This is a genomic window from Cobetia sp. PDI-12MA (genome assembly GCF_059507695.1).
In genome coordinates this window covers 191463-213333 of sequence record NZ_CM183351.1, presented here as the reverse complement: position 1 = coordinate 213333, position 21871 = coordinate 191463, and the positions used below count along the sequence as shown (strand labels likewise).

Here is a 21871-nt window from a genome sequence, read left to right as displayed (position 1 = left end):
GCACGCCCCTCCAATGATCGGGAGATCCCAATGGCGCTTTACCTTGGCTTGATGACCGGCACCAGCCTGGACGGACTCGATATCGCCTTGCTCGATATCGCCCCCTCCTCGCCAGACCACGAGCGGATTCGCTTCATTGATGGGCTCGACCTGCCGCTGCCCGAGACACTGCGGTCTCGCCTCTGGCAGCTGATGCATTGTGATGAAGCATGCTTCGCGGATCTCGCCGCCGCCGAGAAGGCGTTGGCTGAACTGGCTGCCAGCGCGGTGACGCGCTTGCTGACACGCCAGCAACTGACTGCAGAGGAAGTCACGGCCATTGGCAGCCATGGCCAGACCATCGAGCATCGCCCCTATGGCTTCAGCGATCAGCCATGCCACACGCCCTACACCCTGCAGCTCGACAATCCCAGCCTGCTGGCCGAGCTGTGCGGCATTCCCGTCGTCGCTGACTTCCGGCGCCGTGATCTGGCCGCCGGCGGTCAGGCGGCCCCGCTGGCGCCCGCCTTCCACGCTGCTCTCTTCAGTCAGCCAGGCCAATGGCATGGGCTGCTCAACCTGGGCGGCATCGCCAATCTGACACTACTTCCCCCTCAGGGCTCCACAGCTGACATCATCGGCTTCGACACCGGCCCCGCCAACTGCCTGCTGGATGCCTGGCATGCGCGTCATCGTGGTACCGCAGTGGATCAGGACGGTCAGTGGGCCGCCAGCGGCAAGGTGATTCCCGACTTGCTCGAGAGATTGCTGTCGGCCGATTACTTCCGCCGACCACTTCCCAAGAGCACCGGCCGCGAAGACTTCCATCTCGACTGGCTGGCTCAGCATCTGACCGGCGACGAGTCACCGGCCAACGTGCAGGCCACGCTCCTGAGTCTGACCGTCGAAAGCATCGTGCGAGCATTGGAGCAGACCGGCGTATCACTGGCCGCGCTGACCCCCTGCGGTGGCGGGGCACGCAATGGCGCCCTGCTCACGCAGCTGGAGCAGCGCCTGGCGCAAGGCGAGCAGGCGACGCCCCTCGTATCCTGCACTGACATGGGCTGGAATGCAGACCTGCTCGAAGCCAGCGCATTCGCCTGGCTCGCGGCACGCAGAGTACTGGAGCGCCCCGGCAACCTGCCCAGCGTCACTGGCGCGAGCGGCCCGAGAGTGCTGGGCGGCCTCTACGCTCGCTGACCCTCATCGGATACGAAAAAGCCGCCCTTCTCGTGATGAAGAGGGCGGCTTTTGATTGAGACAATCACTGCGCTGGCATCACCGACACGCCTCAGTCGTCATCCCCTTGCAACGAGAAGCGACTGGCGGCGTTCATGACATCCAGCTGGGCTTCCTGGGCACTATCGGAATCACCGAACTTGATCATCAGGCGCAGGTCGTTGGCGGAATCGGCATGCGCCAATGCCACTTCCTCGGTGATCAAGCCCTGCTGATGCAAGGCGTAAAGCGATTGATCGAACGTCATCATGCCCTGTTGCTGCGAACGCTTCATGACGTCCTTGATCTCGACCACCGCGCCCTTGCGGATCAGGTCGACAATCAACGGCGAACGCAGCATCACCTCAATGGCAGGCACGCGCTGGGTGGTGTTGCCGCTCTTGTGAGGCAACAGCTGCTGGGCCACGATGCCCTTGAGGTTCAGCGACAGATCCATCCACACCTGTTCGTGACGCTCCTCCGGGAAGAAGTGGATGATGCGGTCCAGCGCCTGGTTGGCATTGTTGGCATGCAACGTCGCAAGACACAGGTGACCTGTCTCGGCGAAGGTCAGCGCGTGCTCCATGGTCTCACGCGAGCGGATCTCGCCGATCATGATCACGTCCGGCGCCTGACGCAGCGTATTGCGCAGCGCCACCTCGAAGGACTCGGTATCGATTCCCACTTCACGCTGCGTCACGATGGAGCGCTGATGGGGATGGATATACTCGATCGGGTCTTCGATGCAGATGATATGCCCGCTCGAGGTCTGGTTGCGGTGCTGTATCATCGCCGCCAGCGAGGTCGACTTGCCGGCGCCGGTACCGCCGACGAAGATCACCAGACCACGTTTGGTTTCGGAAAGCCCCTTGATGATCTCCGGCAGCCGCAACTCTTCCAGGCTGGGAATCGACAGCTGGATGCGGCGAATCACCATGCCCATCTGGCTGCGCTGGTAGAAGGCGCTGATCCTGAAGCGCCCGACTCCCGGCAGACTATGCGCGAAGTTGGCCTCGCGCTCTTCCTCGAAGCGCTCGCGCTGCATGTCACTCATCGGTGCGAGCACCAGCTCTCTCACCTGATCGACACCCAGCTTCCTGTCACCCAGCGCCACCATGCGGCCATTGACCTTCATCTGCGGCGGTGTGCCAGTGGAGATGAACAGGTCCGAGCTGCCCTTGCTGACCATCAACTGCAGAAGTTCATGCAGCCATTCATGAGGAGTCATGAGTTGTATCCCGATATGCGCCTTGAGAGTCGCGCCCAAGGCCTCGCGCTGAAATGCCGTCCCATGAACCTGAAAAGTTGACGTGTTCCGGCCCCTGCCCCACCTACCTGCAACGTGATTGTCGGCCCTCCTGGCGAATTCAGCTCAACAAGCCCTTGGCTTTCGCCTGAGCATCTTCATTGGTCACCAGCCCTTCAGCCAACAGACGCGTCAGCGCTGCATCCAATGTCTGCATGCCCAGGGCACCACCGGTCTGGATGGAGGAGTACATCTGCGCCACCTTGTCCTCGCGGATCAGGTTACGAATGGCAGGCGTCGCGATCATGATCTCGTGAGCCGCCACCCGGCCACCGCCAATCTTCTTGAGCAGTGTCTGGGCGATGACGCCCTGCAGGGACTCGGACAGCATCGAGCGCACCATTGCCTTCTCCTCGCCGGGGAAGACGTCAATGATACGGTCGACGGTCTTGGTCGCGGAGGTAGTGTGCAGGGTGCCGAATACCAGGTGACCCGTCTCGGCCGCGGTCAGAGCCAGACGGATGGTCTCGAGATCTCGCAGCTCCCCGACCAGAATGACATCCGGGTCTTCACGCAGCGCTGAACGCAGCGCGGGCGCGAAGCCGTGGGTATCACGATGCACTTCACGCTGGTTGACCAGACACCGCTTGGACTGGTGCACGAATTCCACCGGGTCCTCGATGGTGAGAATGTGGTCGTACTTGTTCTCATTGATGTAATCGACCATTGCCGCCAGCGTGGTGGATTTACCGGAACCGGTCGGCCCGGTGACAAGAATCAGGCCGCGCGGCAGCATGCACATCTTGCGGAAGGCTTCACCGAGCCCCAGATCCTCCATCGTCAGCACTTCCGAGGGGATGGTGCGGAAGACAGCCCCCGCGCCACGCCCCTGATGGAAGGCGTTGACACGAAAGCGCGAGACACCCGGCACCTCAAAGGAGAAATCGGTCTCGAGGAATTCCTCGAAGTCACGGCGCTGCTTGTCGTTCATGATCTCGTAGATCAGCGCGCGCACCTGCTTGTCATCCATTGACGGCACATTGATGCGCCGCACATCACCGTCGACACGAATCATCGGTGGCAAACCTGCGGACAGGTGAAGATCCGACGCGTTCTGTTTTGCCGAAAAAGCCAGCAGTTCGGTAATATCCATGCAGTTCCCTCGCGAAGACCGAAGCTCTTGTACCAACGAGTCTTGTGTACTCTGGTGAAAGTGTGAAGTGGCTCTTCAGTAGATAGTGCGATGGGCACCATGTCACCAGGCCTGTCACGCCCATGCCATTGATGACATGCCTGACACCGTGCCAGCCATCGCCAGGTTGTTCCGCAAATTCTGGAGCCGAGCCGCATGACCGCAGTCCCCGACGACGAAGCTTGTGTTACCCAGTGTATCCTAGAGGCCCGTGCGCGGCTGGAAAAGGCATTGCAGGCAAGTAAACGCAACGCTGAATCGGCGCAAGTGCTGGCCGTCAGCAAGACCAAACCCGCGACGCTGATGCGCGCTGCCTGGCAATCCGGCCAGCGGGCCTTCGGCGAGAACTATCTGCAGGAAGCGTTGGACAAGCAGCAGGCGCTGTCGGACCTCACCGATATCGAATGGCATTTCATCGGCCCCATCCAGTCCAACAAGACGCGCGCCATCGCTGAGCACTTCGCCTGGGTGCATACCGTGGAACGCGAGAAGATAGCACGCCGACTGAGCGAGCAGCGCCCCGGTGAGCTTGGCGCGCTCGATGTCTGTCTGCAGGTCAATATCTCCGGCGAAGCCTCCAAGGCTGGCGTGGCACCCCAGGAACTGCTGGCGCTGGCCGAGACGGTGATCGCGCTGCCCGGGCTGCGCCTGCGCGGCCTGATGGCGATTCCGGCCCCCTGCGCCGCCGATGCCAGTGAGACCGAGCGCCGTGCGCCCTTCCGCCAGCTGCGCGAGCTGCTGGAGCGACTGCAGACGCGCTTCCCCGCCGCCAGCTACCCGCAGGCCCAGCTCGATACTCTCTCGATGGGCATGAGCGCGGATCTTGAGGCCGCCGTCGCCGAAGGCGCGACACTGGTACGCCTCGGCACTGCCATCTTCGGCGCACGTGACTACTCCCACGACCACTGAGTCCAACGCTCGCTGAGGCAAATCCAACGCTCACGCAAGGCTCTCGAGCTTGCCGCCAGCCCTCCCACTGAATGACCAGGAGCACCGCATGACGCACCAGAGCACCGCTACACCGCGCACCATCGCGTTCATCGGCGCCGGCAACATGGCCAGCGCCATCTTCGGCGGCATGGTCGATGCCGGCTATCCCGCGGACCGCATCATCGCCACGGCTCGCTCGCGCGAGACACTCGATGCCCTCGAGCAGCGCTACGGCGTAAGCACGACCCAGGACAACGCCTACGCCGTCTCGCAAGCCGATGTAGTGGTGCTGGGCGTCAAGCCACAGATGATGCATGACGTCTGCCAGGCGCTGACCCCTGCGGTGCAGAACCGCAAGCCGCTGATCGTCTCGGTAGCGGCCGGCATCACCTGCGACAGCCTCGAACGCTGGCTGGGCGGCGACCTCGCCATCATCCGCTGCATGCCCAACACGCCGTCACTGGTCGGTGTCGGTGCCAGCGGCCTCTATGCCACCCCCCAGGTGACGGAGGAGCAGCGCAGCTTGATGGATGAGATGCTGACCGCGGTCGGTATCGTCGAGTGGGTCGAGGAAGAAGGTTTGCTGGAAGCCGTCACCGGCATTTCCGGCTCCGGCCCGGCCTATTTCTTCCTGTTCATCGAGTCGCTCGAAGCGGCAGGCATCGAGCTGGGGCTGAACGCCGAGACCGCGCGCCGCCTGGCGATCCAGACCGCCCGCGGTGCCGCCGAGATGGCCTTCTCCAGCGAGCATGAGCCTGCCGAGCTGCGCCGTCGCGTGTGCTCGCCGAATGGCACCACGGAGCGCGCCATCAACAGCTTCGAGGAGGATGGGCTGCGCGATATCGTCGAGCGCGCCGCCAAGGCCTCCAGCGTGCGCGCCGCCGAGCTTGCCCGCGAGCTGGATCGCTGACAGCCTCTGCTCCACTGACAACTCCTGCAGGCCGCTGGCAGCCCGGGCCACAACAGGCCATCATGCGCTGTTCATCCGTTGTTGGCATGCTAGCGGCATGACGCGTGCTCTAACGCGCGCCCACTTCTCACCGTCTTAAGGAAAGCCCCATGGGTGCTATGGGTAATATCGGACTTCAGCTGGTCACCATCCTGCTGCAACTGTTTGTCTACATCCTGATGCTGCGCTTCCTGCTGCAGCTGTCCCGCGCGGACTTCTACAACCCGGTCACCCAGTCAGTGGTCAAGGCGACCAACCCGCTGGTGGCCCCATTGCAGGGCATCCTGCGCCCGCTGGGTCGCTTCGACATCGCCACCCTGGCCGCGGCCTTCATCGTCGTCAGTCTGGTACTGGTCGCGATCGGCGCCCTGTTCGGTGGCGGCATGCTGCCGGTCGGCTTCATCGCGCTGACGGCACTGGGCACCATTCTCGACAGCATCATCAACATTTACTTCTTCGCGCTGATCGCGATGATCATCCTGTCGTGGGTCGCTCCGCAGGCCAACCACCCGGGCGCCATCCTGGTCCATCAGCTGGTCGATCCGATCATGAAGCCGGTGCGCAAGGTGATTCCGTCGATCGGCATGCTCGACCTGTCTCCGATCTTCGTGTTCATCGCGCTCAACCTGGTCGGCAGCCTGATCAACCAGACCCTGCCGTCACTGGGCATGCTGCGCAGCGCCTTCAGCTAAGCCGGGACTCCGCCAGCAAGGATGGCTCGCAGGCGCCCAAGGCACATGCCGACGAAATCAGCGCCCGCCACGGACTCCCGTGGCGGGCGCTCTTGCATCGCGTGCCACTGGATCACGCGTGCGCACGCTGTGCTAGAGTGAGCCCTCGGCCGAAGCCAGAACCACGGTGCACGAGACGCCCACAAGGCGCATCACCGCGGCTTCGCGCCCCGGACACGGGCCTTGCCCCGAACACTCTGCTGGACATGATGCTGGAAACCTTCACCACGATGCCTGATTCCCTGCCCCCGGATTCGGTCGGTCTCGTCACGCCTCAGACTGCCCACTTCGATACCCCGCTGGAGCTGGCCTGCGGCAGACGCCTCGAGCAGTACTCGCTGGTCTACGAGACCTACGGCGAGCTGAACGCGGACGCCAGCAACGCCATCCTGATCTGTCACGCCCTCACCGGCCACCATCATGCGGCTGGCTATCACGCCATGAGCGACCGCAAGCCTGGCTGGTGGGACGACTACATCGGCCCCGGCAAGCCCATTGATACCTCGCGCTTCTTTGTGATCGCGCTGAACAACATCGGCGGCTGCCACGGCAGTACCGGCCCGACCTCGATCAACCCGGAGACGGGCGAGCAATGGGGGCCTGACTTCCCGTTGGTAACCGTGCCGGACTGGGTCGAGAGCCAGAAGCGCCTCGCCGAGTCTCTCGGCATCATCCGCTTCGCGGCGGTGGTCGGCGGCTCGCTGGGTGGCATGCAGGCGCTGCAGTGGGTGATGGACCACCCTGATCGCGTCGGTCACGTCGCCATCATCGCCTGTACGCCGAAACTATCGGCACAGAACATCGCCTTCAATGAAGTCGCGCGTCAGGCGATTCGCTCTGACCCGGAATTCCATGACGGCTGGTATTCGCGTGTCGATGCCGTGCCCAGACGCGGCCTCAAGCTGGCGCGCATGGTCGGTCACATCACCTATCTTTCCGAGCATTCGATGGGTACCAAGTTCGGGCGTGACCTGCGTCAGGATCGCCTCAACTTCGGTTACGACGTCGACTTCCAGGTCGAGAGCTATCTCCGCCACCAGGGCGATACCTTCTCCACCGCCTTCGATGCCAATACCTATCTGCTGATGACCAAGGCGCTCGACTACTTCGATCCTGCCGCCACGGCAGGCGATGACCTGTCCGCGGCCATGGCGCCGATCAGCTGCCCGGTACTGGTGGTCAGCTTCACCACCGACTGGCGCTTCGCGCCGTCACGCTCGCGCGAGCTGGTCAACGCCATGATCCATGCCGGCAAGTCGGTCAGCTACGCCAACATCGACTCGCCGCACGGGCATGACGCCTTCCTGCTGCCGGGCGAACGCTACCAGACGGTGCTGGGCAACTTCCTGACTCGCGCTTACGACCACGCCTGTGGCGCCAAAGCCACGAAAAAGCCGAAAAAGCCGAGCACCAGGGAGACCAGCCATGCGTAACGACCTCGCCCAGATTCATGACTGGATTCCCGAAGGCGCGCGCGTGCTGGATCTGGCCTGCGGTGACGGCACCCTGCTGGCCTCCCTCAAGGAGACCAAGCAGGTCTTCGGCTATGGTCTGGAGATCGACCCCGACAACATCAGTGCCTGTGTCGCCCGTGGCGTGAACGTCATCGAGCAGAATGTCGATGACGGCCTGGCCAACTTCGCCGATGACACCTTCGATCGTGTGGTGATGTCCCAGGCATTGCAGGTACTGCGTCGCCCGGACCGTGCGCTGGAGGAGATGATGCGCGTCTCGCGTGAGGCCATCATCACCTTCCCCAACTTCGCCTATTGGCGTCACCGCCTGCACCTGGGCCTCAAGGGGCGCATGCCGGTCTCCAAGTCGCTGCCTCATGCCTGGTACGACACGCCGAACATCCATCTGTCGACCTTCGCGGACTTCGAGCGCCTGTGTCGCGCCCAGGGCCTCAAGATCATCGACCGCGCGGTCGGCAATGGCGATCACGAGCCGCATCCGGCGGCGACCTGGTGGCCGAACCTGTTCGGGGAAGTGGCCATCTTCCGCGTCTGTCGCGACAACTGCTCGCCCGACCAGCGCTGAGTCAAGGCGCGCTACAGCAGTCGCCACAGACCCAGCGCCAGGTACCGCAAGAAAACGGCCGACAGGACACTCCTGTCGGCCGTTTCGCGTCATGACACCACCAATTCTTCCGCGCCGCGATAGCGCTGCACTATCCGGGCCATGCACAGACAGTCGCAACTAAAGTCTATATACTTTCGAGGTAAACGCAGCTGAGGATCACGGCTCGCACTTCCGGTGAGGTGCGCCGGCATCCCGAGGAGAGAGTGCATGAACTTCCATACCCGCAAATGGGTCAAGCCCGAAGACCTCAACCCCAACGGCACCCTGTTCGGTGGACGACTGCTGGCCTGGATCGATGAAGAAGCGGCCATCTACGCCATCGTCCAGCTGGGCACCTCGCGCGTGGTCACCAAGTTCATGTCGGAGATCAACTTCGTCTCCAGCGCGCGTCAGGGCGACATCATCGAACTGGGCATCACCGCCAGCGCCTTCGGTCGTACCTCGATCTCGCTGTGCGTCGAGATCCGCAACAAGATCACCCGCGAACGCATTCTGACCATCGACCGCATCGTGCTGGTCAGCGTCGATGCCGACTTCAAGCCCGTGCCCCACGGCCGCACGCGTATCACCTATATCGAAGACCGTTTCCGTGAGCAGGCCGGCAGCAATGACAGTCATAACGACGGTCACAGCGACGAGACGCCGCAGAAGGCACCGCGTCGTCGTGCCGACAGCGCGTCGGACCTCAAGAACGCCTGATCGCGTCGCTATTCAGGTCGCGACACGCAGGTCGCACCAACGAAAAAGGCACCTCACAAGAGGTGCCTTTTTTCATGCCGAGCATTCAACCCGCTCCAGTGCTGCTGATGTCCGGGGCCTGACCAGGCAGGGCCTGACTAGCCTCTAGCTGACGGTCGTCTGCATCGTCTCACGCAAGCCTTCACAGGCATCCACGACTGGCGCCGTCGCCGGCGTGAACCACACCAGATCGTAAGCCGGCGCCGCACCGGCGCTCTCCGGCAGATAATCGGCGAGATGCGTCAGCGGCTGCCCCGCGTCATCCCAGGCGACCGGCATCAGCGCTACGGACAGCGTGCTGCCATCCAGCCAGCGCGGCACGCCGATATCGCGACGGGCATGGCCGGAGCCACACACCAGCAGGCTGGTGGTGCCATCAGCCGCCAGGCCTTCCAGACGTTCTGCCATCTGCTGATCCCGCGCCAACTGCGCACGCAGCATCGCGTCCAGGCGCTCTGCGCCCAGCAGGCCACAATGGCCTTCATCCAGTGCCTCACGCTGCAGGCGCAGGACCGCTTCCGGCAGTGCCAGCGGCGACTGCCCCGGTGCCATGCTGGCCTCCAGCTGTGCCACCGACAGGCTGGCAGACGCCAGTGGCGCACCACTGTCCAGCGCTCCGCGCAGCAGAGGGGCGTAGTCGGTGAAGGGCCAGCGCGCATTCCAGGCCAGCAACTGCTGGAGCTCATCATCCGGCAATCCCGAGACCGCAAGCGAGGTACGATTGGTCAGTGATAGCGCGGCGTCCTGGGTCGTGTCCAGCATCTCCAGCGCCACACCGCCCAACTGACGCCGCGCGACCAGCGCATCGATCAACCAGCGTTCCAGCTGGTGATGATCCGGATTGTCGTGATGCTCGCCCAGCAGCACCATCGAGTGCGCCTGGCTCCAATCGACCAGCGCCGCTGGCGATAGACGACGATTGCCCTCCGCGACCAGAATGCTGCCCAGCAACGGGTGGGACGCCTCGGGATCATGCCAAGCCGGCAGCGGTGGCAATGGCCCGTTGGCCGGCTGAGCGGCCTGTGCGAGCGGGGTGCTCAGTGCCGTGCCCAGCACGGTAAGCCCGCCCGCCGAGACGGCCATGCCGGCCAGCAACTGGCGACGGCTCACCCCGGCCGTGCGCTCAGGTGTCCCGGATTCGTTGCTGGAGCGGAAGCTGGAAGTGATCGAGCGGCGAAATAGCGACATGAAGATGACTCGGCATGGAAGGAAGCGGCAAGACACGGTAAAAGACCACAAGAGAGCGTGCCAACGCTGCCATGATACCCGATGCGAGCCCCCTCATGTCCGAAAGGCCACCAACACTCCCCCAAGGGCCCTCATCCAGGCTGTGCTTGAGACTGCCGCTGCCATCACTGCCCGTCGGCCGCAGCATGCCACTGACACTCGATGATGGCCGCCCGGCCCTGCTGGTGATGCAGCCCGATGGCCCGCGCGCCTTTCTCGACCGCTGCCCACACCAGGGCAGCCGAATGCTGACCGAGGACGAGACTGACGATCCCTACATGGACGCGACCGGCGGCTTGATACTCTGCCACCGCCATCAGGCCTGTTTCGAGCCGCATCACGGCACTTGCATCAGCGGCCCCTGCGTCGGCCAACGATTGACGGCGCTAGACGTTGAGCTGGTGCACAACGACGCCTCGCCAACACTGTTGCTGCTGTGGGAGACCGCAGGCAGCGGTGGAGACATGAGGGAGAAATGATGGAAAGAGACATGAGCGCTGACTGACAGGCTGAGCGCCAGCGACCTGATCAGCCAGCAAAGCGCACGTCATGCAGTGGCAGCGCGCGCGTCAGGCCCAGTCTTGCTCGCCACAGTGGCTGGCCCGCATCCGAGAGAGACTCTTCGAGGGTGATCTGCATGCCCAGCGCCAGCACCTCGACACCGGCGGCCTGCGCCCGGGCAAAGGCCTGCGCATAGGCCGGGTCGAGATGCGCCGCCGGTGCGACATCCTCGATCCCGTCATGGGCGACGCAGAACACCAGCACGCAACGGTGACCTGCTGCGACCAGCGCCGCGAGACTGGCCAGATGACGCTGGGCACGCGTACTCACCGAGTCCGGGAAATAGCCGTGACCGCCGGCTTCGCGCAGTGTCAGTTGCTTGACCTCCAGATAGATCGAGGCCGCGCCCTCCTCCTTCGGCCACATCTGGAAATCGAGCCGTGAGCGCTCCGGCGTGTCATTTCCCGGCAGCAGGACCTCGACACGTGACTCGCGCTTGAGGCGCGCAAAGTCGGCGAGCCTCATGTCGTGCAGCGCGCTGACGCTGGCCTGCTGCAGCGCCGCCTCGACATGGGCATTGGCACGTCCGGTGTGCACCGCCACCAAGGCCTCACGCCGACCGTCAGCGCCGGGCGGATCCAGCGGCAGGCGAATCAGCTCCCAGGTCCAGGCGAGCTTGCGCTTGGGGTTGTCGGACGGCGACAGCCATACCTCACAACCTTCCACGCACACCGCGCGCATCGAGCCGGTATTCGGACAATGCGCCGTCACCACCTCACCTGCCCGCTCCCCCTCGAGCAGCTCCACCTCGGCGAAGAAGCGCTTGTAGCGACGGATCAGGCGACCACGATACAGCCCCTCAAGCACCATCAAGCCGACACTCCTGCCCGGGTGACACGCCGCTCAAGGAAACGCTCCATGCGGGCCAGGGCCTCGCGCAGACGCGCCTCATCGGCGGTGAAGGCGATACGCACATGGCGACGCCCTTCGGCCAGCGCGAAGTCCGTACCCGGCGTGATGGCGACATTCTCTTCTTCCAGCAGTGCGCGGCAGAAGGCCTCGCTGTCATCACTCAGATGCGAGATATCCAGCCAGACGTAGAAGGCACCCTGCGGCGGCACCGACGGCGCCAGCCCCAGGCGCTCTAGCCCGTCCAGCAGTACGCCACGACGGGCTTCGAGTACCTGCCGACGACGCTCGAGCTCTGTTTCGCATTCCGGCGTGAAGGCCGCCAGCGCCGCATGCTGTGCAGGAGTCGACGCGGCCAGGAAGACATTCTGCGCCAGGCGTGACAGTGGCTCGACCGCGGCTTCCGGTGCCACCAGCCAGCCCAGCCGCCAGCCCGTCATGCCGAAGTATTTGGAGAAGCTGTTGATGACGAAGGCGTCCGGGCACTCCGCCAGTGCGGTGTGCGCAGGCACGCCATAGGTCAGTCCCTGATAGATCTCATCCACCAGCAGTTGGGCATCTCGCGACTGACACAGCTCGCCCAGCGCCTTCAATTCCTCGGGCGACAGCACGTGTCCGGTGGGGTTGGAGGGCGATGCCACCATCACGGCCCGCGTGTTCTCGCGCCAGAAATCATCGGCAAGTTCAGCGGTCAGCTGCCAGCCACTCGCGGCACTGACGGGCACCACATCCAGCTGGGCATCCACCAGGCCCATGAAGTGACGATTGCAGGGGTAGGTCGGGTCAGCCATCAATACGCTGTCGCCACGCTCGGCGCACAACAGCGTGGCCAGCAGCAGGGCACCGGAGGCGCCGGGCGTGATGATGATACGGGAAGGGGAGACCGTGACGCCGTGACGGCGCTGATAGTCAGCCGCGATGGCCTCGCGCAGGGCCGGCAGGCCGCAGGCGGGGGTGTAGCGCGTCTGACCGGCCGCCAGCGCCGCTTGGCCGGCGGCGATCACCGCCGCAGGAGTCGGGAAGTCGGGCTCGCCCACTTCCAGATGGATGACGTCATGGCCCGCGGCCTCGCGCGCCTGAGCGGCTTCCAGCAACGTCATCACACGAAAGGCGGCAACGGATTCAAGACGACGGGCAAACTGCATGATGGCACTCCTCGGGGTCGAAGCATCATTCTAGGCAGCTGCCGAGCCCCATTCCCACCCCCTTGGCACAGGAAACTCCGTGTTTTCTCGAACCCGCCTGTGCATGAGTCGGTACAAACTATCGTCGGAGTTCGGTTGCAAACTTGCCATATTTACGCTAAATAAGCTGATCTTCTCGCGAGGGCAGCAGTCAGGACAGCCCCCTCGCCGTGGCCAAGGAGGCAGTGCAACAGACTGTCGACGGCCCAAGTCACTTGCGGAATGAGGCGGTCCCATGCCATTAGCTGAAACCAAGCCGGAAGCGCTTAAGAAATTCACCCCGTATGAGCCGGCAGCGGGTGAAGAGTACATGAACGAGAAGCAGCTAGCGCACTTCCGCCAGATCCTGATGGAGTGGAAACAGGAGCTGATGGAAGAGGTCGATCGCACCGTGCGTCACCTGCAGGAAGATGCCAACAATTACGCGGACCCTGCAGACCGTGCCACTCAGGAAGAAGGCTTCAGCCTCGAGCTGAGAACACGTGATCGCGAGCGCAAGCTGCTGAAGAAGATCAACGAGACCATCGAGAACATCGATGAGGACGACTACGGTTTCTGCGAGTCCTGTGGCATCGAGATCGGTATTCGCCGTCTGGAAGCACGTCCGACCGCTACCCAGTGTGTCGACTGCAAGACACTGGCCGAGCTGAAGGAAAAGCAGCTGGGCCGCTAAGCCCTGCTGTCGATGAAGCGACGTCAGGCCGTCGCCCTCATCCCCCATACGGGCACCCTCCTCGGAGCGGTGCCCGTATGCGTTCAGGCCCTGCTGCCTGCGAATCCCCTACCACGAAGGATGACGGAGCCCACATGCCTACCGCCTACCGTGGCCGCTTTGCCCCCACCCCTTCCGGTCCGCTGCACGCGGGCTCACTTCTGGCTGCCGTCGCCAGCTATCTCGATGCCCGCCATCACGGCGGCGAGTGGCTGGTGCGTATCGAGGATATCGACCCTCCTCGCTGCCCCGCCGGGAGCGCCGATACCATCCTGCGCCAGCTGGATGCCTTCGGTCTGCAGCGGGATGGTGAGCTCCGCTATCAGAGCCAGCGTCACGCCGCCTACGCCGATGCACTGGAACAACTGAAGGCCAGTGGTATCGCCTACCCGTGTGACTGCTCGCGCAAGCAGTGGCGCGAGCATGCCATCTACCCCGGTTGGTGCCGTGAGCGGACCGAACCGCCCGAGGGCGAGCATGCCTGGCGGCTGGACGTGCGCGCGGCAGAGCGCTTCGGCGGCTCCCGGGCCATCGCTGGCTGGCAGGACCGCCTGCAGGGCACGGTCCAGCTGGATCTTGTCACGCTAGGCGACGTGGTGCTCAAGCGACGCGATGGCCTGTGGGCCTATCAGCTGGCCGTGGTGGTGGATGATGCCGAGCAGGGCATCACCGATGTCGTGCGCGGGCTCGATCTGCTCGACAACAGCCCCTGGCAACGTCTGCTGCAATCCGCGCTCGACCTGCCGATGCCACGCCTGACGCACCTGCCGCTGATCACGGCCGACAATGGCCAGAAGCTCTCCAAACAGAACCTGGCGCCGGCCCTGCCGGAAGACGCCAGCGCGATTCGAACGCTGCTGCACCATACCCTGACACTGCTCGGTCAGGCGCCGCCGCCCGAACTGGCGACCGCCAGCCCCGCTGAGCAACTCGCCCACGCCACTCCTCGCTGGTCACTTGCGGCGGTCGGCACCGCGCCGTCACTCAGTGCAGCCACTGCTCCAATGACAAGGACTGATGAAGGCAGCTGAGGGCAGCCGAGACCGGATACGCCATACAGTCGGAACGCCTGACAACAGCCACGATTGTCGGATTGCCACCCCTGTGGGAACAGGACAGACTCGAGCGACAGTCATCCCCTCATGCACACCCTCAGGCGAGCGACATCACCCCATGGCCCGGATTCTGATCGTCGAAAAGGAAGGTGCTTCGCGCAACACGCTGCAGCATCTGCTGGAGCGCGAGGGTCACGACGTGGTGCAGGCCAGCGGCCTGGAGGATGCCCGTCTGCAGCACCCCGCCGACTTCGCGCTGGTGATCTGCGACAGCGAACTGGCCGGAGACCATGCCGTCCCGATCCTGCGTGCCAGCCGGCCGACCCCCGTGCTGCTGCTGGCCGACGACCCCAGCCTGCATGCCGCCATCGGCTGCCTGAAGGCGGGGGCAGCCGACTATCTTCCCAAGCCGTTTGACCAGCAGGCCTTCGCGCGCAGCGTGCGAGATGCGCTGTCTCTGCCACGCCTGGGGGCGCCGAGTGCTGCGCCGCCTCCGCCCCAGACGCATGCTGGCACGACCAACAAGCCGGTGGAGATGATTGGCCATTGTCGCGCCATGCAACAGGTCTACACCCGCATTCGCAAGGTAGCGCCCGCCGATGTCACCGTGCTGGTACTGGGTGAGTCCGGCACCGGCAAGGAGCTGGTCGCGCGCGCCATTCATCGCCAGAGCGAACGCCATCAGGCGCCGCTGATCTGCGTCAACTGCGCCGCCATTCCCGAGACGTTGATCGAGTCCGAGTTGTTCGGCCATGAAAAAGGTGCCTTCACCGGCGCCACCAGCTCGCGCACAGGCCTGATCGAAGCCGCCGATGGCGGCACACTGTTTCTGGATGAGATCGGTGAACTGCCGCTGGATGCCCAGGCACGCCTGCTGCGGGTGCTGCAGGAGGGCGAGATTCGCCGCGTGGGGGCCATCGAGACCCGCTACGTCGACATTCGCCTCATCGCCGCGACCCACCGCAACCTGCATCAGCTCTCGGCCAGCGGCGAGTTCCGCCTCGACCTCTATTACCGCTTGAACGTGATGGAGATCGACCTGCCGCCCCTGCGTGAGCGTGGAGATGACGTGCTGGAACTGGCCGAGCATCTGCTGGCCGGCATCGCCCGCAAGCATGGCCGCGATGGCATGCGACTCTCCCAGCGGGCGCGCCAGGAAATCCATCACTACGCCTGGCCCGGCAATGTCCGTGAGCTGGAAAACGCCCTCGAGCGGGGCGTCATTCTGGCGGAGCGTCGCATCATCGCCCCTGAGGACCTCGGCCTGCGCACGCCCTCAGGGCAGCCGCTTCAAGCAGCGCCCGCCGCCACAACAGCCGACTCGGTGCCCTCCAGTGTTCAGGTGCCCAAGACAGCGGGCAAAGGGGCGGCGAAAGGTGCAGTGAAAGGTGCCGCCAGTGGCTCAAGTCCCGGAACGACTTCCGCGTCTGTCACAGGTCAGCCCGCGGCCGGCCAACAGGGCACGGGCCTACCACCGCCTGCGGACACCCCGCGCAGCGGCCTCTCGGTGATCGGCGATGCCGGTGAGGAGGAAGACCTCTCGCTGGAGGACTACTTCCAGCACTTCGTGCTCGAGCATCAGGACCACATGAGCGAGACAGAGCTCGCGCGCCGCCTCGGCATCAGTCGCAAGAACCTCTGGGAGCGGCGTCAGCGCCTGGGCATTCCACGCCGCAAGGGCCGCCGCAGCTCTCCCGCAAACTGACATTGGCGTGATGAAGCTTGAGCGGCACTGGAGCACTGACGCTGGCGCACAGAAGTCACTGCGCTGAAGTCACTGCGCTGAAGTCACTGCGCTGAAGTCACTGCACCATGCAGGTGCCCTCCCGGGCGAGCAACCCGCCTGCGGCGCCACCTTGCCTGCCATAGATCCCCGCATCATCGATGGCATCGCTAGACTTTAGTGTCGAAAGACTCGAAAAAAACCCAGCTCAATCATTAGCTTGCAAGCCACTTCGTTAGACCTTCGCACCAATTGTTACCATCGACCCCAAATCATGACCCCATCCAGCGCACCAATGGCCACGTCAGGTAACACCTCGCACCTCTCTACACCTCACGTCTCAGCTACCTATGTCTAAATGACTGAATTGCTGGTTTTTTTTAAGCTGTGGCACATCCGATGCAATAACACGGTCAAGAAAAAGAACAACCGGAAATACGAAGCGCGCCCAACAACAACAAGAACGCGCAATGCTTCGAAAACCCTCGACACCAACAAGAACAATACCCGTCGAGCGCGTGACATTGATGATGAACCGCATGCCTCACTACATGAGTGGTGGCAGGCAAGAGCCAAAACAAGAACAAACGGCCGCAGTTCATCATCCGCCGATCCAACAACAACAAGATATCGGCAGTCCGGAATCTACTGACCAGGACGCGACGAATCCGGCCTCGAGCACCAACAAGAACAACAGGCTCGACCCCGGATCACCCCCGAAACAACAACAACTCGCGGGGGGAGGCTACTCAGCCGTCGGTGAATGGAAGATTGTTTTGAATACGAGATGGTCACCGAACAGACAGCCAGACAACAACAACATGATCTGCAACACGAAGGATCTGTCTGCATTGATTTGTGACTGTGGTGCGTATTCAGGGCGATGCGCCATCACGAAAAAGAACATCCGCTCAAGGATGCGTGTACCCTACCTGCAAGGGAGACCGAGTGATCGGTCTCCCTTTTTCCTTGTCTGAGAGGTGATTCTTGCCTCGTCAGACGCCTTGAAGTGCAGAGTCGGCCCCTGGATGGCAGACCGGCGCTTTGCCAAGGTATCTGCCCTCGGCTACACTGGGCGGCCTGCCACGCACGAGTCGAATCGCTGCATGCTCAAAGGATTTACCCGCTTTCTACAACGCCCCGGTGACCGCTTGAAGACGCTTTTCAATGCAACTGACGCGCCCGCGGCCCCATTGCCCAGCCTGCGTGTGATACCGCGGGATGAGCATCCCGTGTCCCGTCGCCAGCTCAGCGAGAATGCGCTGAAGGTACTCTATCGCCTGCAAAGCGGTGGATATCAGGCCTATCTGGTCGGCGGCTGTATCCGTGATGCCCTGCTCGGACAACGCCCCAAGGACTTCGACGTGGCCACCAACGCCACGCCGGAACAGGTCCGCGAGCTGTTCCGCAATGCCCGCATCATCGGCCGTCGTTTCCGTATCGTGCACGTGCGCTTCGGTCGTGAGGTGATCGAGGTCACCACCTTCCGCGGCAAGCCGGCCGATAGCACGCCCAGCCAGCATACCCAGCAGTCGGAAGACGGCATGTTGCTGCGCGACAACGTCTTCGGCTCCATCGAGGAGGATGCGCTGCGCCGCGACTTCACGATCAATGCCCTCTATTACGACGTGTCCGATTTCACGATCCATGACTGGGCCAATGGCGTACGCGATATCGAAGCGCGCATGATTCGCCTGATCGGGGATCCGGAAACACGCTATCGCGAAGACCCGGTGCGCATGCTGCGTGCCGTCCGCTTCGCCGGCAAGCTGGACTTCGACATCGAGGAGGCCACGGCCGAACCGATGTACGAACTGGCCCCGCTGCTGCTGCAGATTCCGCCGGCGCGGATGTTCGAGGAAGTGCTCAAGCTGTTCATGTCCGGCTATGCACTGGAAACCTTCCATCTCCTGCGTGAGTTTGGGCTGTTCCAGATGCTGTTCCCCGAGACGGAAGAAAGCTTCGCGCATTATCACTGGTCCATGCCGCTGATCGAGAAGGCACTGGCCAGCACGGACGACCGCATCCGCGAAGACAAGCCGGTCACGCCGGCCTTCCTGTATGCCGCCCTGCTGTGGCCGGGCGTCAAGGCGCGTACCGATCAGCTGATCGCCAGTGGCATGCCCGACATTCCGGCAGCCCACCAGGCGGCCCAGCAGGCGATCGCTCGCCAGCTCAACCACACCTCGATCCCGAAGCGCTTCAGCATTCCGATGCGCGAGATCTGGGACATGCAGGCCAAGTTGCCGCGTCGCCGTGGCAAACGCGCCTTCCAGACCCGCGAGCATCCTCGCTTCCGCGCCGCCTACGACTTCCTGCTGCTGCGTGAATTCGCCGGCGAAGTGAAGCCGGGGCTGGGCAAGTGGTGGACCGACTTCCAGGAAGTCGATGCTCGCACCCAGGTCACGATGATCGAAGGTGTCTCCGATGAAGGCCCCGCCGGCAGCAAGCCAGCCGGCACCAAGCGTCGCGGCAAGCGTCGGCGCAATGGTCGCGGCCAGGGCTGAGCAGTGGCTCGCCTGAGCCACTGCCGTCTCCACGCAGGAACTCCGCATGATTTCGACAGCCTTGATTGGCCTCGGCGCCAATCTTGACGATCCGCGCGCTCAACTGGAGCGCGCGCTTGAGGCTCTCGACCGGCTGCCGCTGACCCGCTGCACGCGACATTCTCGCCTGTATGCCAGCAAGCCGGTCGGCCCGCAGGACCAGCCCGACTTCGTCAACGCCGTTGCCGAGCTAACGACCCGCCTGTCCCCCCTCGCTCTGCTTGATCAGCTGCAAGCCCTTGAACAGCAGCATCGTCGCGTGCGACTGCGTCACTGGGGTCCCCGCACACTGGATCTTGACCTGCTGCTCTTCAATGACAGCAGGATCTCGACGCCGCGTCTCGTCGTACCCCATCGCGAAATGCTCAAACGTGGTTTCGTGATGCGTCCGTTGGCTGACCTGCTGGGCCCGCAGTGCCTCAGCGTGCTGGGCGAGGAGAATCTCGAAACACTGGCGTCTCGAGTTGAGGGCGATGACTTGCTCCCCCTCGGACCTCAGGAGTAGAGTTTCGCCATCTTGTTACCGTCGTGCCCACTTTGGCCTGTGCGGTAACACTTTCTGGTAACACCGGCCCGTGTCGCTCGCAGTCCGCCCTCGGCGGCCTTCTCGCGATCGCGGCTGCTCGACGCCACGGGCAGCCGCGTCATACGCGCCGCAACGAGTAAGCGTCCCGATGAAAAACGTCACCCTGAGCACCCTGCGCCGCCTCAAGGCCGATGGTGAGACGTTCAGTTGCCTCACCGCCTACGATGCCACCTTTGCTCATCTTGCCAGCGATGCCGGCATTGAAGTGCTGCTGGTCGGCGACTCTCTCGGCATGGTCCTGCAGGGCCATACCAGCACCCTGCCCGTCACCATCGATGACATCTGCTACCACACCGCCGCCGTGGCACGTGGCAAGCAAGGCAGCCTGCTGATGGCCGACCTGCCCTTCATGAGCAATGCCAGCACCGACATCCTGCTCGACCATGCGGCGCGTCTGATGCGTGCCGGTGCCGAGATGGTCAAGGTGGAAGGCGAAGCCTGGCTGGCCGGTGCCGTCACTGCACTCGTCCAGCGTGGCGTGCCGGTCTGCGTGCACATGGGCCTGACGCCACAGCACGTGCATGCCTTCGGCGGCTACAAGGTACAGGGCCGCGACGAGGCCCGCGCCGAGCAGATCATCTCCGATGCCCGCACGCTGGAAGCCGCGGGTGCCGCGATCATCCTGCTCGAATGCGTGCCGTCCGAGCTGGCCGCGCGCATTCGTGATGCTGTCGAGGTGCCGGTGATCGGTATCGGTGCCGGCGTGGACGTCGATGGCCAGATTCTGGTCATGCACGACATGCTCGACCTGACGCCCGGCCGCAAGCCGCGCTTCGTCAAGAATTTCATGAGCGATGCCGGCAGCGTGCAGGAGGCCTTCGCCGCCTACCACCAGGCGGTCAAGACGCGCAGCTTCCCGGCGCCGGAGCACGGCTTCTGATGAAAACCGTCTCCCAGATCAACGCCCTGCGCGAGCAACTCGCCCAGGCACGCCGCGATGGCCTGCGTATCGCGCTGGTGCCGACCATGGGCAACCTGCATGCCGGCCACCTGTCGCTGGTCCGTGAAGCGCGCCGCCATGCCGACATGGTTGTCGCGAGCATCTTCGTCAATCCGCTGCAGTTCGGCCCCGGCGAAGACCTCGACAGCTATCCGCGCACCCTCGAGGCCGACCAGAATGCGCTGGCCGCCGAAGGATGTGACCTGCTGTTCGCCCCCTCGACGGCAGAACTCTACCCCACGGGCCGCGACGGGCTGTGCAACGTGCAGGTGCCGGGCGTTTCCGAAGGCCTGTGCGGCGGCAACCGTCCGGGTCACTTCGATGGCGTCGCCACCGTCGTCAGCATCCTGTTCAATCTGGTACGCCCTGAAGTCGCCTGTTTCGGCGAGAAGGACTTCCAGCAGCTGGCAGTGATCCGCAAACTCAACCGCGACCTGCATTTCGGCATCGAGATCATCGGTGTGCCCATCGTGCGTGCAGAGGATGGTCTGGCGCTGTCATCACGCAACGGCTACCTGAGTGAGCAGGAGCGCGCCATCGCGCCGCGTCTCAAGCAGTGCCTCGATGCCCTGAAAGCTCGTCTTGAGCAGGGCGTGGCACGCGATGTGGCGCTACGCGAGGCCCTGGCCGCCATCAGCGAGAGCGGCTTCAAGCCGGACTACCTCGAACTGCGCCGCGCGGCTGACCTGGGGCCAGTCGAGAATGACACCCGCGAGGCGGTGATACTGATCGCCGCACACCTGGGCCGTACGCGCCTGCTCGATAACCTGAAGGTCGCCTTGCCGGTGGCCTGATGCCTGATTAGACTGCGCCGCCTTGCACCCTGGCGTGGCACTGTCCGCCACGTCAGACGCGCCATGGCCCTGGTCCCAGGGCCTTGATCTGCGCCCGGCGGCGCTCAACTGGAGACATCCTGATGCAAGCCATCATGCTCAAGGCCAAGCTGCACATGGCCCGCGTGACTCACGCCGTCCTCAACTACGAGGGCTCCTGCGCCATCGATGGCGACCTGCTCGACATGGCAGGCATTCGTGAGTACGAACAGATCCAGATCTACAACGTGGACAACGGCAAGCGCTTCACCACCTATGCCATTCGCGGCGAAGAAGGCTCGAAGATCATTTCGGTGAACGGCGCCGCAGCCCACCAGGCCGACGTCGGCGACCGCGTGATCATCTGCGCCTTCGCCAACTATGCCGAGACCGAACTGGACGCGCACAAGCCCTCCATGGTCTACCTGATGGAAGGCAACGAGGTCAGCCATACAGCTAATGCCATCCCGGTCCAGATGGCCTGAGCACGCCTTGCTGCCTGCTGCTCTACGCTCGGAGGGCTGATGATTCAGGCCTCGAGCCTGCCGCGAGCGCTCCAACACGACGCCAGCCCTGCCTGCCAGAGCGCTGGCGTCGTGCCGTCTAGATAA

22 protein-coding genes are annotated in these 21871 nt (G+C 63.7%); 17 read left to right on the top strand and 5 right to left on the bottom strand.

Annotated features, from left to right (window positions below):
* The first annotated feature begins 30 nt into the window (after window positions 1–30).
* A complete protein-coding gene (locus tag AC5WNI_RS00985; protein ID WP_175089063.1) occupies window positions 31–1179 on the top strand; it encodes an anhydro-N-acetylmuramic acid kinase in 1149 nt (382 codons plus the stop codon).
* Between the two features lie 91 nt (window positions 1180–1270).
* Here AC5WNI_RS00985 and AC5WNI_RS00980 read toward each other — a convergent pair whose 3' ends face one another.
* Window positions 1271–2425 (bottom strand): PilT/PilU family type 4a pilus ATPase, encoded by a 1155-nt coding sequence (locus AC5WNI_RS00980; protein WP_175089062.1) that lies wholly within the window; start codon window positions 2423–2425, stop codon window positions 1271–1273.
* 139 nt (window positions 2426–2564) lie between these two features.
* Window positions 2565–3596 (bottom strand): type IV pilus twitching motility protein PilT, encoded by a 1032-nt coding sequence (locus AC5WNI_RS00975; RefSeq protein WP_175089061.1) that lies wholly within the window; start codon window positions 3594–3596, stop codon window positions 2565–2567.
* A gap of 195 nt (window positions 3597–3791) precedes the next feature.
* Between AC5WNI_RS00975 and AC5WNI_RS00970 the strand changes: the two genes are divergently transcribed.
* The 6 genes from AC5WNI_RS00970 to AC5WNI_RS00945 all read left to right on the top strand — a co-directional run bounded on the left by AC5WNI_RS00970 (window position 3792) and on the right by AC5WNI_RS00945 (window position 9026).
* Window positions 3792–4544: a YggS family pyridoxal phosphate-dependent enzyme gene (locus AC5WNI_RS00970; RefSeq protein WP_175089060.1), complete on the top strand. Its 753-nt coding sequence runs from the start codon at window positions 3792–3794 to the stop codon at window positions 4542–4544.
* Between the two features lie 88 nt (window positions 4545–4632).
* Window positions 4633–5475, top strand: a complete 843-nt coding sequence (gene proC, locus AC5WNI_RS00965) for a pyrroline-5-carboxylate reductase (protein ID WP_175089059.1) — start codon at window positions 4633–4635, stop codon at window positions 5473–5475.
* Between the two features lie 149 nt (window positions 5476–5624).
* Window positions 5625–6206 (top strand): YggT family protein, encoded by a 582-nt coding sequence (locus tag AC5WNI_RS00960; protein ID WP_043333437.1) that lies wholly within the window; start codon window positions 5625–5627, stop codon window positions 6204–6206.
* 269 nt (window positions 6207–6475) lie between these two features.
* Window positions 6476–7678, top strand: a complete 1203-nt coding sequence (metX, locus tag AC5WNI_RS00955) for a homoserine O-succinyltransferase MetX (RefSeq protein WP_175089058.1) — start codon at window positions 6476–6478, stop codon at window positions 7676–7678.
* Complete coding sequence (gene metW, locus AC5WNI_RS00950; protein ID WP_175089057.1) at window positions 7671–8285, top strand: methionine biosynthesis protein MetW; 615 nt, start codon at window positions 7671–7673, stop codon at window positions 8283–8285. The genes metX and metW overlap by 8 nt, the downstream gene beginning before the upstream one ends.
* 249 nt (window positions 8286–8534) lie before the next feature.
* Window positions 8535–9026 (top strand): acyl-CoA thioesterase, encoded by a 492-nt coding sequence (locus tag AC5WNI_RS00945; protein ID WP_175089056.1) that lies wholly within the window; start codon window positions 8535–8537, stop codon window positions 9024–9026.
* A 144-nt stretch (window positions 9027–9170) separates the two neighbouring features.
* Here AC5WNI_RS00945 and AC5WNI_RS00940 read toward each other — a convergent pair whose 3' ends face one another.
* Window positions 9171–10253: a ChaN family lipoprotein gene (locus AC5WNI_RS00940; RefSeq protein ID WP_175089055.1), complete on the bottom strand. Its 1083-nt coding sequence runs from the start codon at window positions 10251–10253 to the stop codon at window positions 9171–9173.
* A 185-nt stretch (window positions 10254–10438) separates the two neighbouring features.
* Between AC5WNI_RS00940 and AC5WNI_RS00935 the strand changes: the two genes are divergently transcribed.
* On the top strand, window positions 10439–10771 hold the full coding sequence (locus AC5WNI_RS00935) for a Rieske (2Fe-2S) protein (RefSeq protein ID WP_175089054.1): 333 nt from the start codon (window positions 10439–10441) through the stop codon (window positions 10769–10771).
* A gap of 49 nt (window positions 10772–10820) precedes the next feature.
* On the opposite strand, the gene sfsA is transcribed toward AC5WNI_RS00935, so the two are convergent.
* Window positions 10821–11663, bottom strand: a complete 843-nt coding sequence (gene sfsA, locus AC5WNI_RS00930; RefSeq protein WP_487885574.1) for a DNA/RNA nuclease SfsA — start codon at window positions 11661–11663, stop codon at window positions 10821–10823.
* Complete coding sequence (locus tag AC5WNI_RS00925) at window positions 11663–12847, bottom strand: aminotransferase class I/II-fold pyridoxal phosphate-dependent enzyme (RefSeq protein WP_175089053.1); 1185 nt, start codon at window positions 12845–12847, stop codon at window positions 11663–11665. The genes sfsA and AC5WNI_RS00925 overlap by 1 nt, the downstream gene beginning before the upstream one ends.
* A 274-nt stretch (window positions 12848–13121) precedes the next feature.
* On the opposite strand from AC5WNI_RS00925, the gene dksA reads away from it, so the two are divergent.
* From dksA to panD, 9 genes are all read left to right on the top strand, one after another.
* Entirely contained in the window at window positions 13122–13559 is a 438-nt protein-coding gene (dksA, locus tag AC5WNI_RS00920; protein WP_175089052.1) for an RNA polymerase-binding protein DksA, read from the top strand.
* Between the two features lie 134 nt (window positions 13560–13693).
* On the top strand, window positions 13694–14629 hold the full coding sequence (gluQRS, locus tag AC5WNI_RS00915; protein WP_175089051.1) for a tRNA glutamyl-Q(34) synthetase GluQRS: 936 nt from the start codon (window positions 13694–13696) through the stop codon (window positions 14627–14629).
* A gap of 142 nt (window positions 14630–14771) precedes the next feature.
* Window positions 14772–16358 carry a sigma-54-dependent transcriptional regulator gene (locus tag AC5WNI_RS00910; protein ID WP_254627033.1) on the top strand — a complete coding sequence of 529 codons (1587 nt, stop codon included), beginning with the start codon at window positions 14772–14774 and terminating at the stop codon, window positions 16356–16358.
* Between the two features lie 376 nt (window positions 16359–16734).
* Window positions 16735–17028 (top strand): hypothetical protein, encoded by a 294-nt coding sequence (locus AC5WNI_RS00905; RefSeq protein ID WP_175089050.1) that lies wholly within the window; start codon window positions 16735–16737, stop codon window positions 17026–17028.
* Window positions 17029–17482: 454 nt separating this feature from the next.
* Complete coding sequence (gene pcnB, locus AC5WNI_RS00900; RefSeq protein ID WP_175089049.1) at window positions 17483–18883, top strand: polynucleotide adenylyltransferase PcnB; 1401 nt, start codon at window positions 17483–17485, stop codon at window positions 18881–18883.
* Window positions 18884–18929: 46 nt separating this feature from the next.
* Window positions 18930–19427, top strand: coding sequence for a 2-amino-4-hydroxy-6-hydroxymethyldihydropteridine diphosphokinase (folK, locus tag AC5WNI_RS00895; RefSeq protein ID WP_175089048.1), 498 nt, complete (start codon window positions 18930–18932; stop codon window positions 19425–19427).
* A gap of 169 nt (window positions 19428–19596) precedes the next feature.
* Window positions 19597–20388 carry a 3-methyl-2-oxobutanoate hydroxymethyltransferase gene (gene panB / locus AC5WNI_RS00890; RefSeq protein WP_175089047.1) on the top strand — a complete coding sequence of 264 codons (792 nt, stop codon included), beginning with the start codon at window positions 19597–19599 and terminating at the stop codon, window positions 20386–20388.
* Window positions 20388–21242 (top strand): pantoate--beta-alanine ligase, encoded by an 855-nt coding sequence (gene panC, locus AC5WNI_RS00885; protein ID WP_175089046.1) that lies wholly within the window; start codon window positions 20388–20390, stop codon window positions 21240–21242. The genes panB and panC overlap by 1 nt, the downstream gene beginning before the upstream one ends.
* A gap of 122 nt (window positions 21243–21364) precedes the next feature.
* A complete protein-coding gene (panD, locus tag AC5WNI_RS00880; protein WP_175089045.1) occupies window positions 21365–21745 on the top strand; it encodes an aspartate 1-decarboxylase in 381 nt (126 codons plus the stop codon).
* The last annotated feature ends 126 nt before the right edge of the window (window positions 21746–21871 follow it).

What these genes read in the sequence shown, in the direction of transcription:
- AC5WNI_RS00985 (WP_175089063.1), top strand. Translation starts at nt 31, where the DNA reads ATGGCGCTTTACCTTGGCTTGATGACCGGCACCAGCCTGGACGGACTC.
- AC5WNI_RS00980 (WP_175089062.1), bottom strand. Translation starts at nt 2,425, where the DNA reads ATGACTCCTCATGAATGGCTGCATGAACTTCTGCAGTTGATGGTCAGC.
- AC5WNI_RS00975 (WP_175089061.1), bottom strand. Translation starts at nt 3,596, where the DNA reads ATGGATATTACCGAACTGCTGGCTTTTTCGGCAAAACAGAACGCGTCG.
- AC5WNI_RS00970 (WP_175089060.1), top strand. Translation starts at nt 3,792, where the DNA reads ATGACCGCAGTCCCCGACGACGAAGCTTGTGTTACCCAGTGTATCCTA.
- proC (WP_175089059.1), top strand. Translation starts at nt 4,633, where the DNA reads ATGACGCACCAGAGCACCGCTACACCGCGCACCATCGCGTTCATCGGC.
- AC5WNI_RS00960 (WP_043333437.1), top strand. Translation starts at nt 5,625, where the DNA reads ATGGGTGCTATGGGTAATATCGGACTTCAGCTGGTCACCATCCTGCTG.
- metX (WP_175089058.1), top strand. Translation starts at nt 6,476, where the DNA reads ATGCCTGATTCCCTGCCCCCGGATTCGGTCGGTCTCGTCACGCCTCAG.
- metW (WP_175089057.1), top strand. Translation starts at nt 7,671, where the DNA reads ATGCGTAACGACCTCGCCCAGATTCATGACTGGATTCCCGAAGGCGCG.
- AC5WNI_RS00945 (WP_175089056.1), top strand. Translation starts at nt 8,535, where the DNA reads ATGAACTTCCATACCCGCAAATGGGTCAAGCCCGAAGACCTCAACCCC.
- AC5WNI_RS00940 (WP_175089055.1), bottom strand. Translation starts at nt 10,253, where the DNA reads ATGTCGCTATTTCGCCGCTCGATCACTTCCAGCTTCCGCTCCAGCAAC.
- AC5WNI_RS00935 (WP_175089054.1), top strand. Translation starts at nt 10,439, where the DNA reads ATGCCACTGACACTCGATGATGGCCGCCCGGCCCTGCTGGTGATGCAG.
- sfsA (WP_487885574.1), bottom strand. Translation starts at nt 11,663, where the DNA reads ATGGTGCTTGAGGGGCTGTATCGTGGTCGCCTGATCCGTCGCTACAAG.
- AC5WNI_RS00925 (WP_175089053.1), bottom strand. Translation starts at nt 12,847, where the DNA reads ATGCAGTTTGCCCGTCGTCTTGAATCCGTTGCCGCCTTTCGTGTGATG.
- dksA (WP_175089052.1), top strand. Translation starts at nt 13,122, where the DNA reads ATGCCATTAGCTGAAACCAAGCCGGAAGCGCTTAAGAAATTCACCCCG.
- gluQRS (WP_175089051.1), top strand. Translation starts at nt 13,694, where the DNA reads ATGCCTACCGCCTACCGTGGCCGCTTTGCCCCCACCCCTTCCGGTCCG.
- AC5WNI_RS00910 (WP_254627033.1), top strand. Translation starts at nt 14,772, where the DNA reads ATGGCCCGGATTCTGATCGTCGAAAAGGAAGGTGCTTCGCGCAACACG.
- AC5WNI_RS00905 (WP_175089050.1), top strand. Translation starts at nt 16,735, where the DNA reads ATGACTGAATTGCTGGTTTTTTTTAAGCTGTGGCACATCCGATGCAAT.
- pcnB (WP_175089049.1), top strand. Translation starts at nt 17,483, where the DNA reads ATGCTCAAAGGATTTACCCGCTTTCTACAACGCCCCGGTGACCGCTTG.
- folK (WP_175089048.1), top strand. Translation starts at nt 18,930, where the DNA reads ATGATTTCGACAGCCTTGATTGGCCTCGGCGCCAATCTTGACGATCCG.
- panB (WP_175089047.1), top strand. Translation starts at nt 19,597, where the DNA reads ATGAAAAACGTCACCCTGAGCACCCTGCGCCGCCTCAAGGCCGATGGT.
- panC (WP_175089046.1), top strand. Translation starts at nt 20,388, where the DNA reads ATGAAAACCGTCTCCCAGATCAACGCCCTGCGCGAGCAACTCGCCCAG.
- panD (WP_175089045.1), top strand. Translation starts at nt 21,365, where the DNA reads ATGCAAGCCATCATGCTCAAGGCCAAGCTGCACATGGCCCGCGTGACT.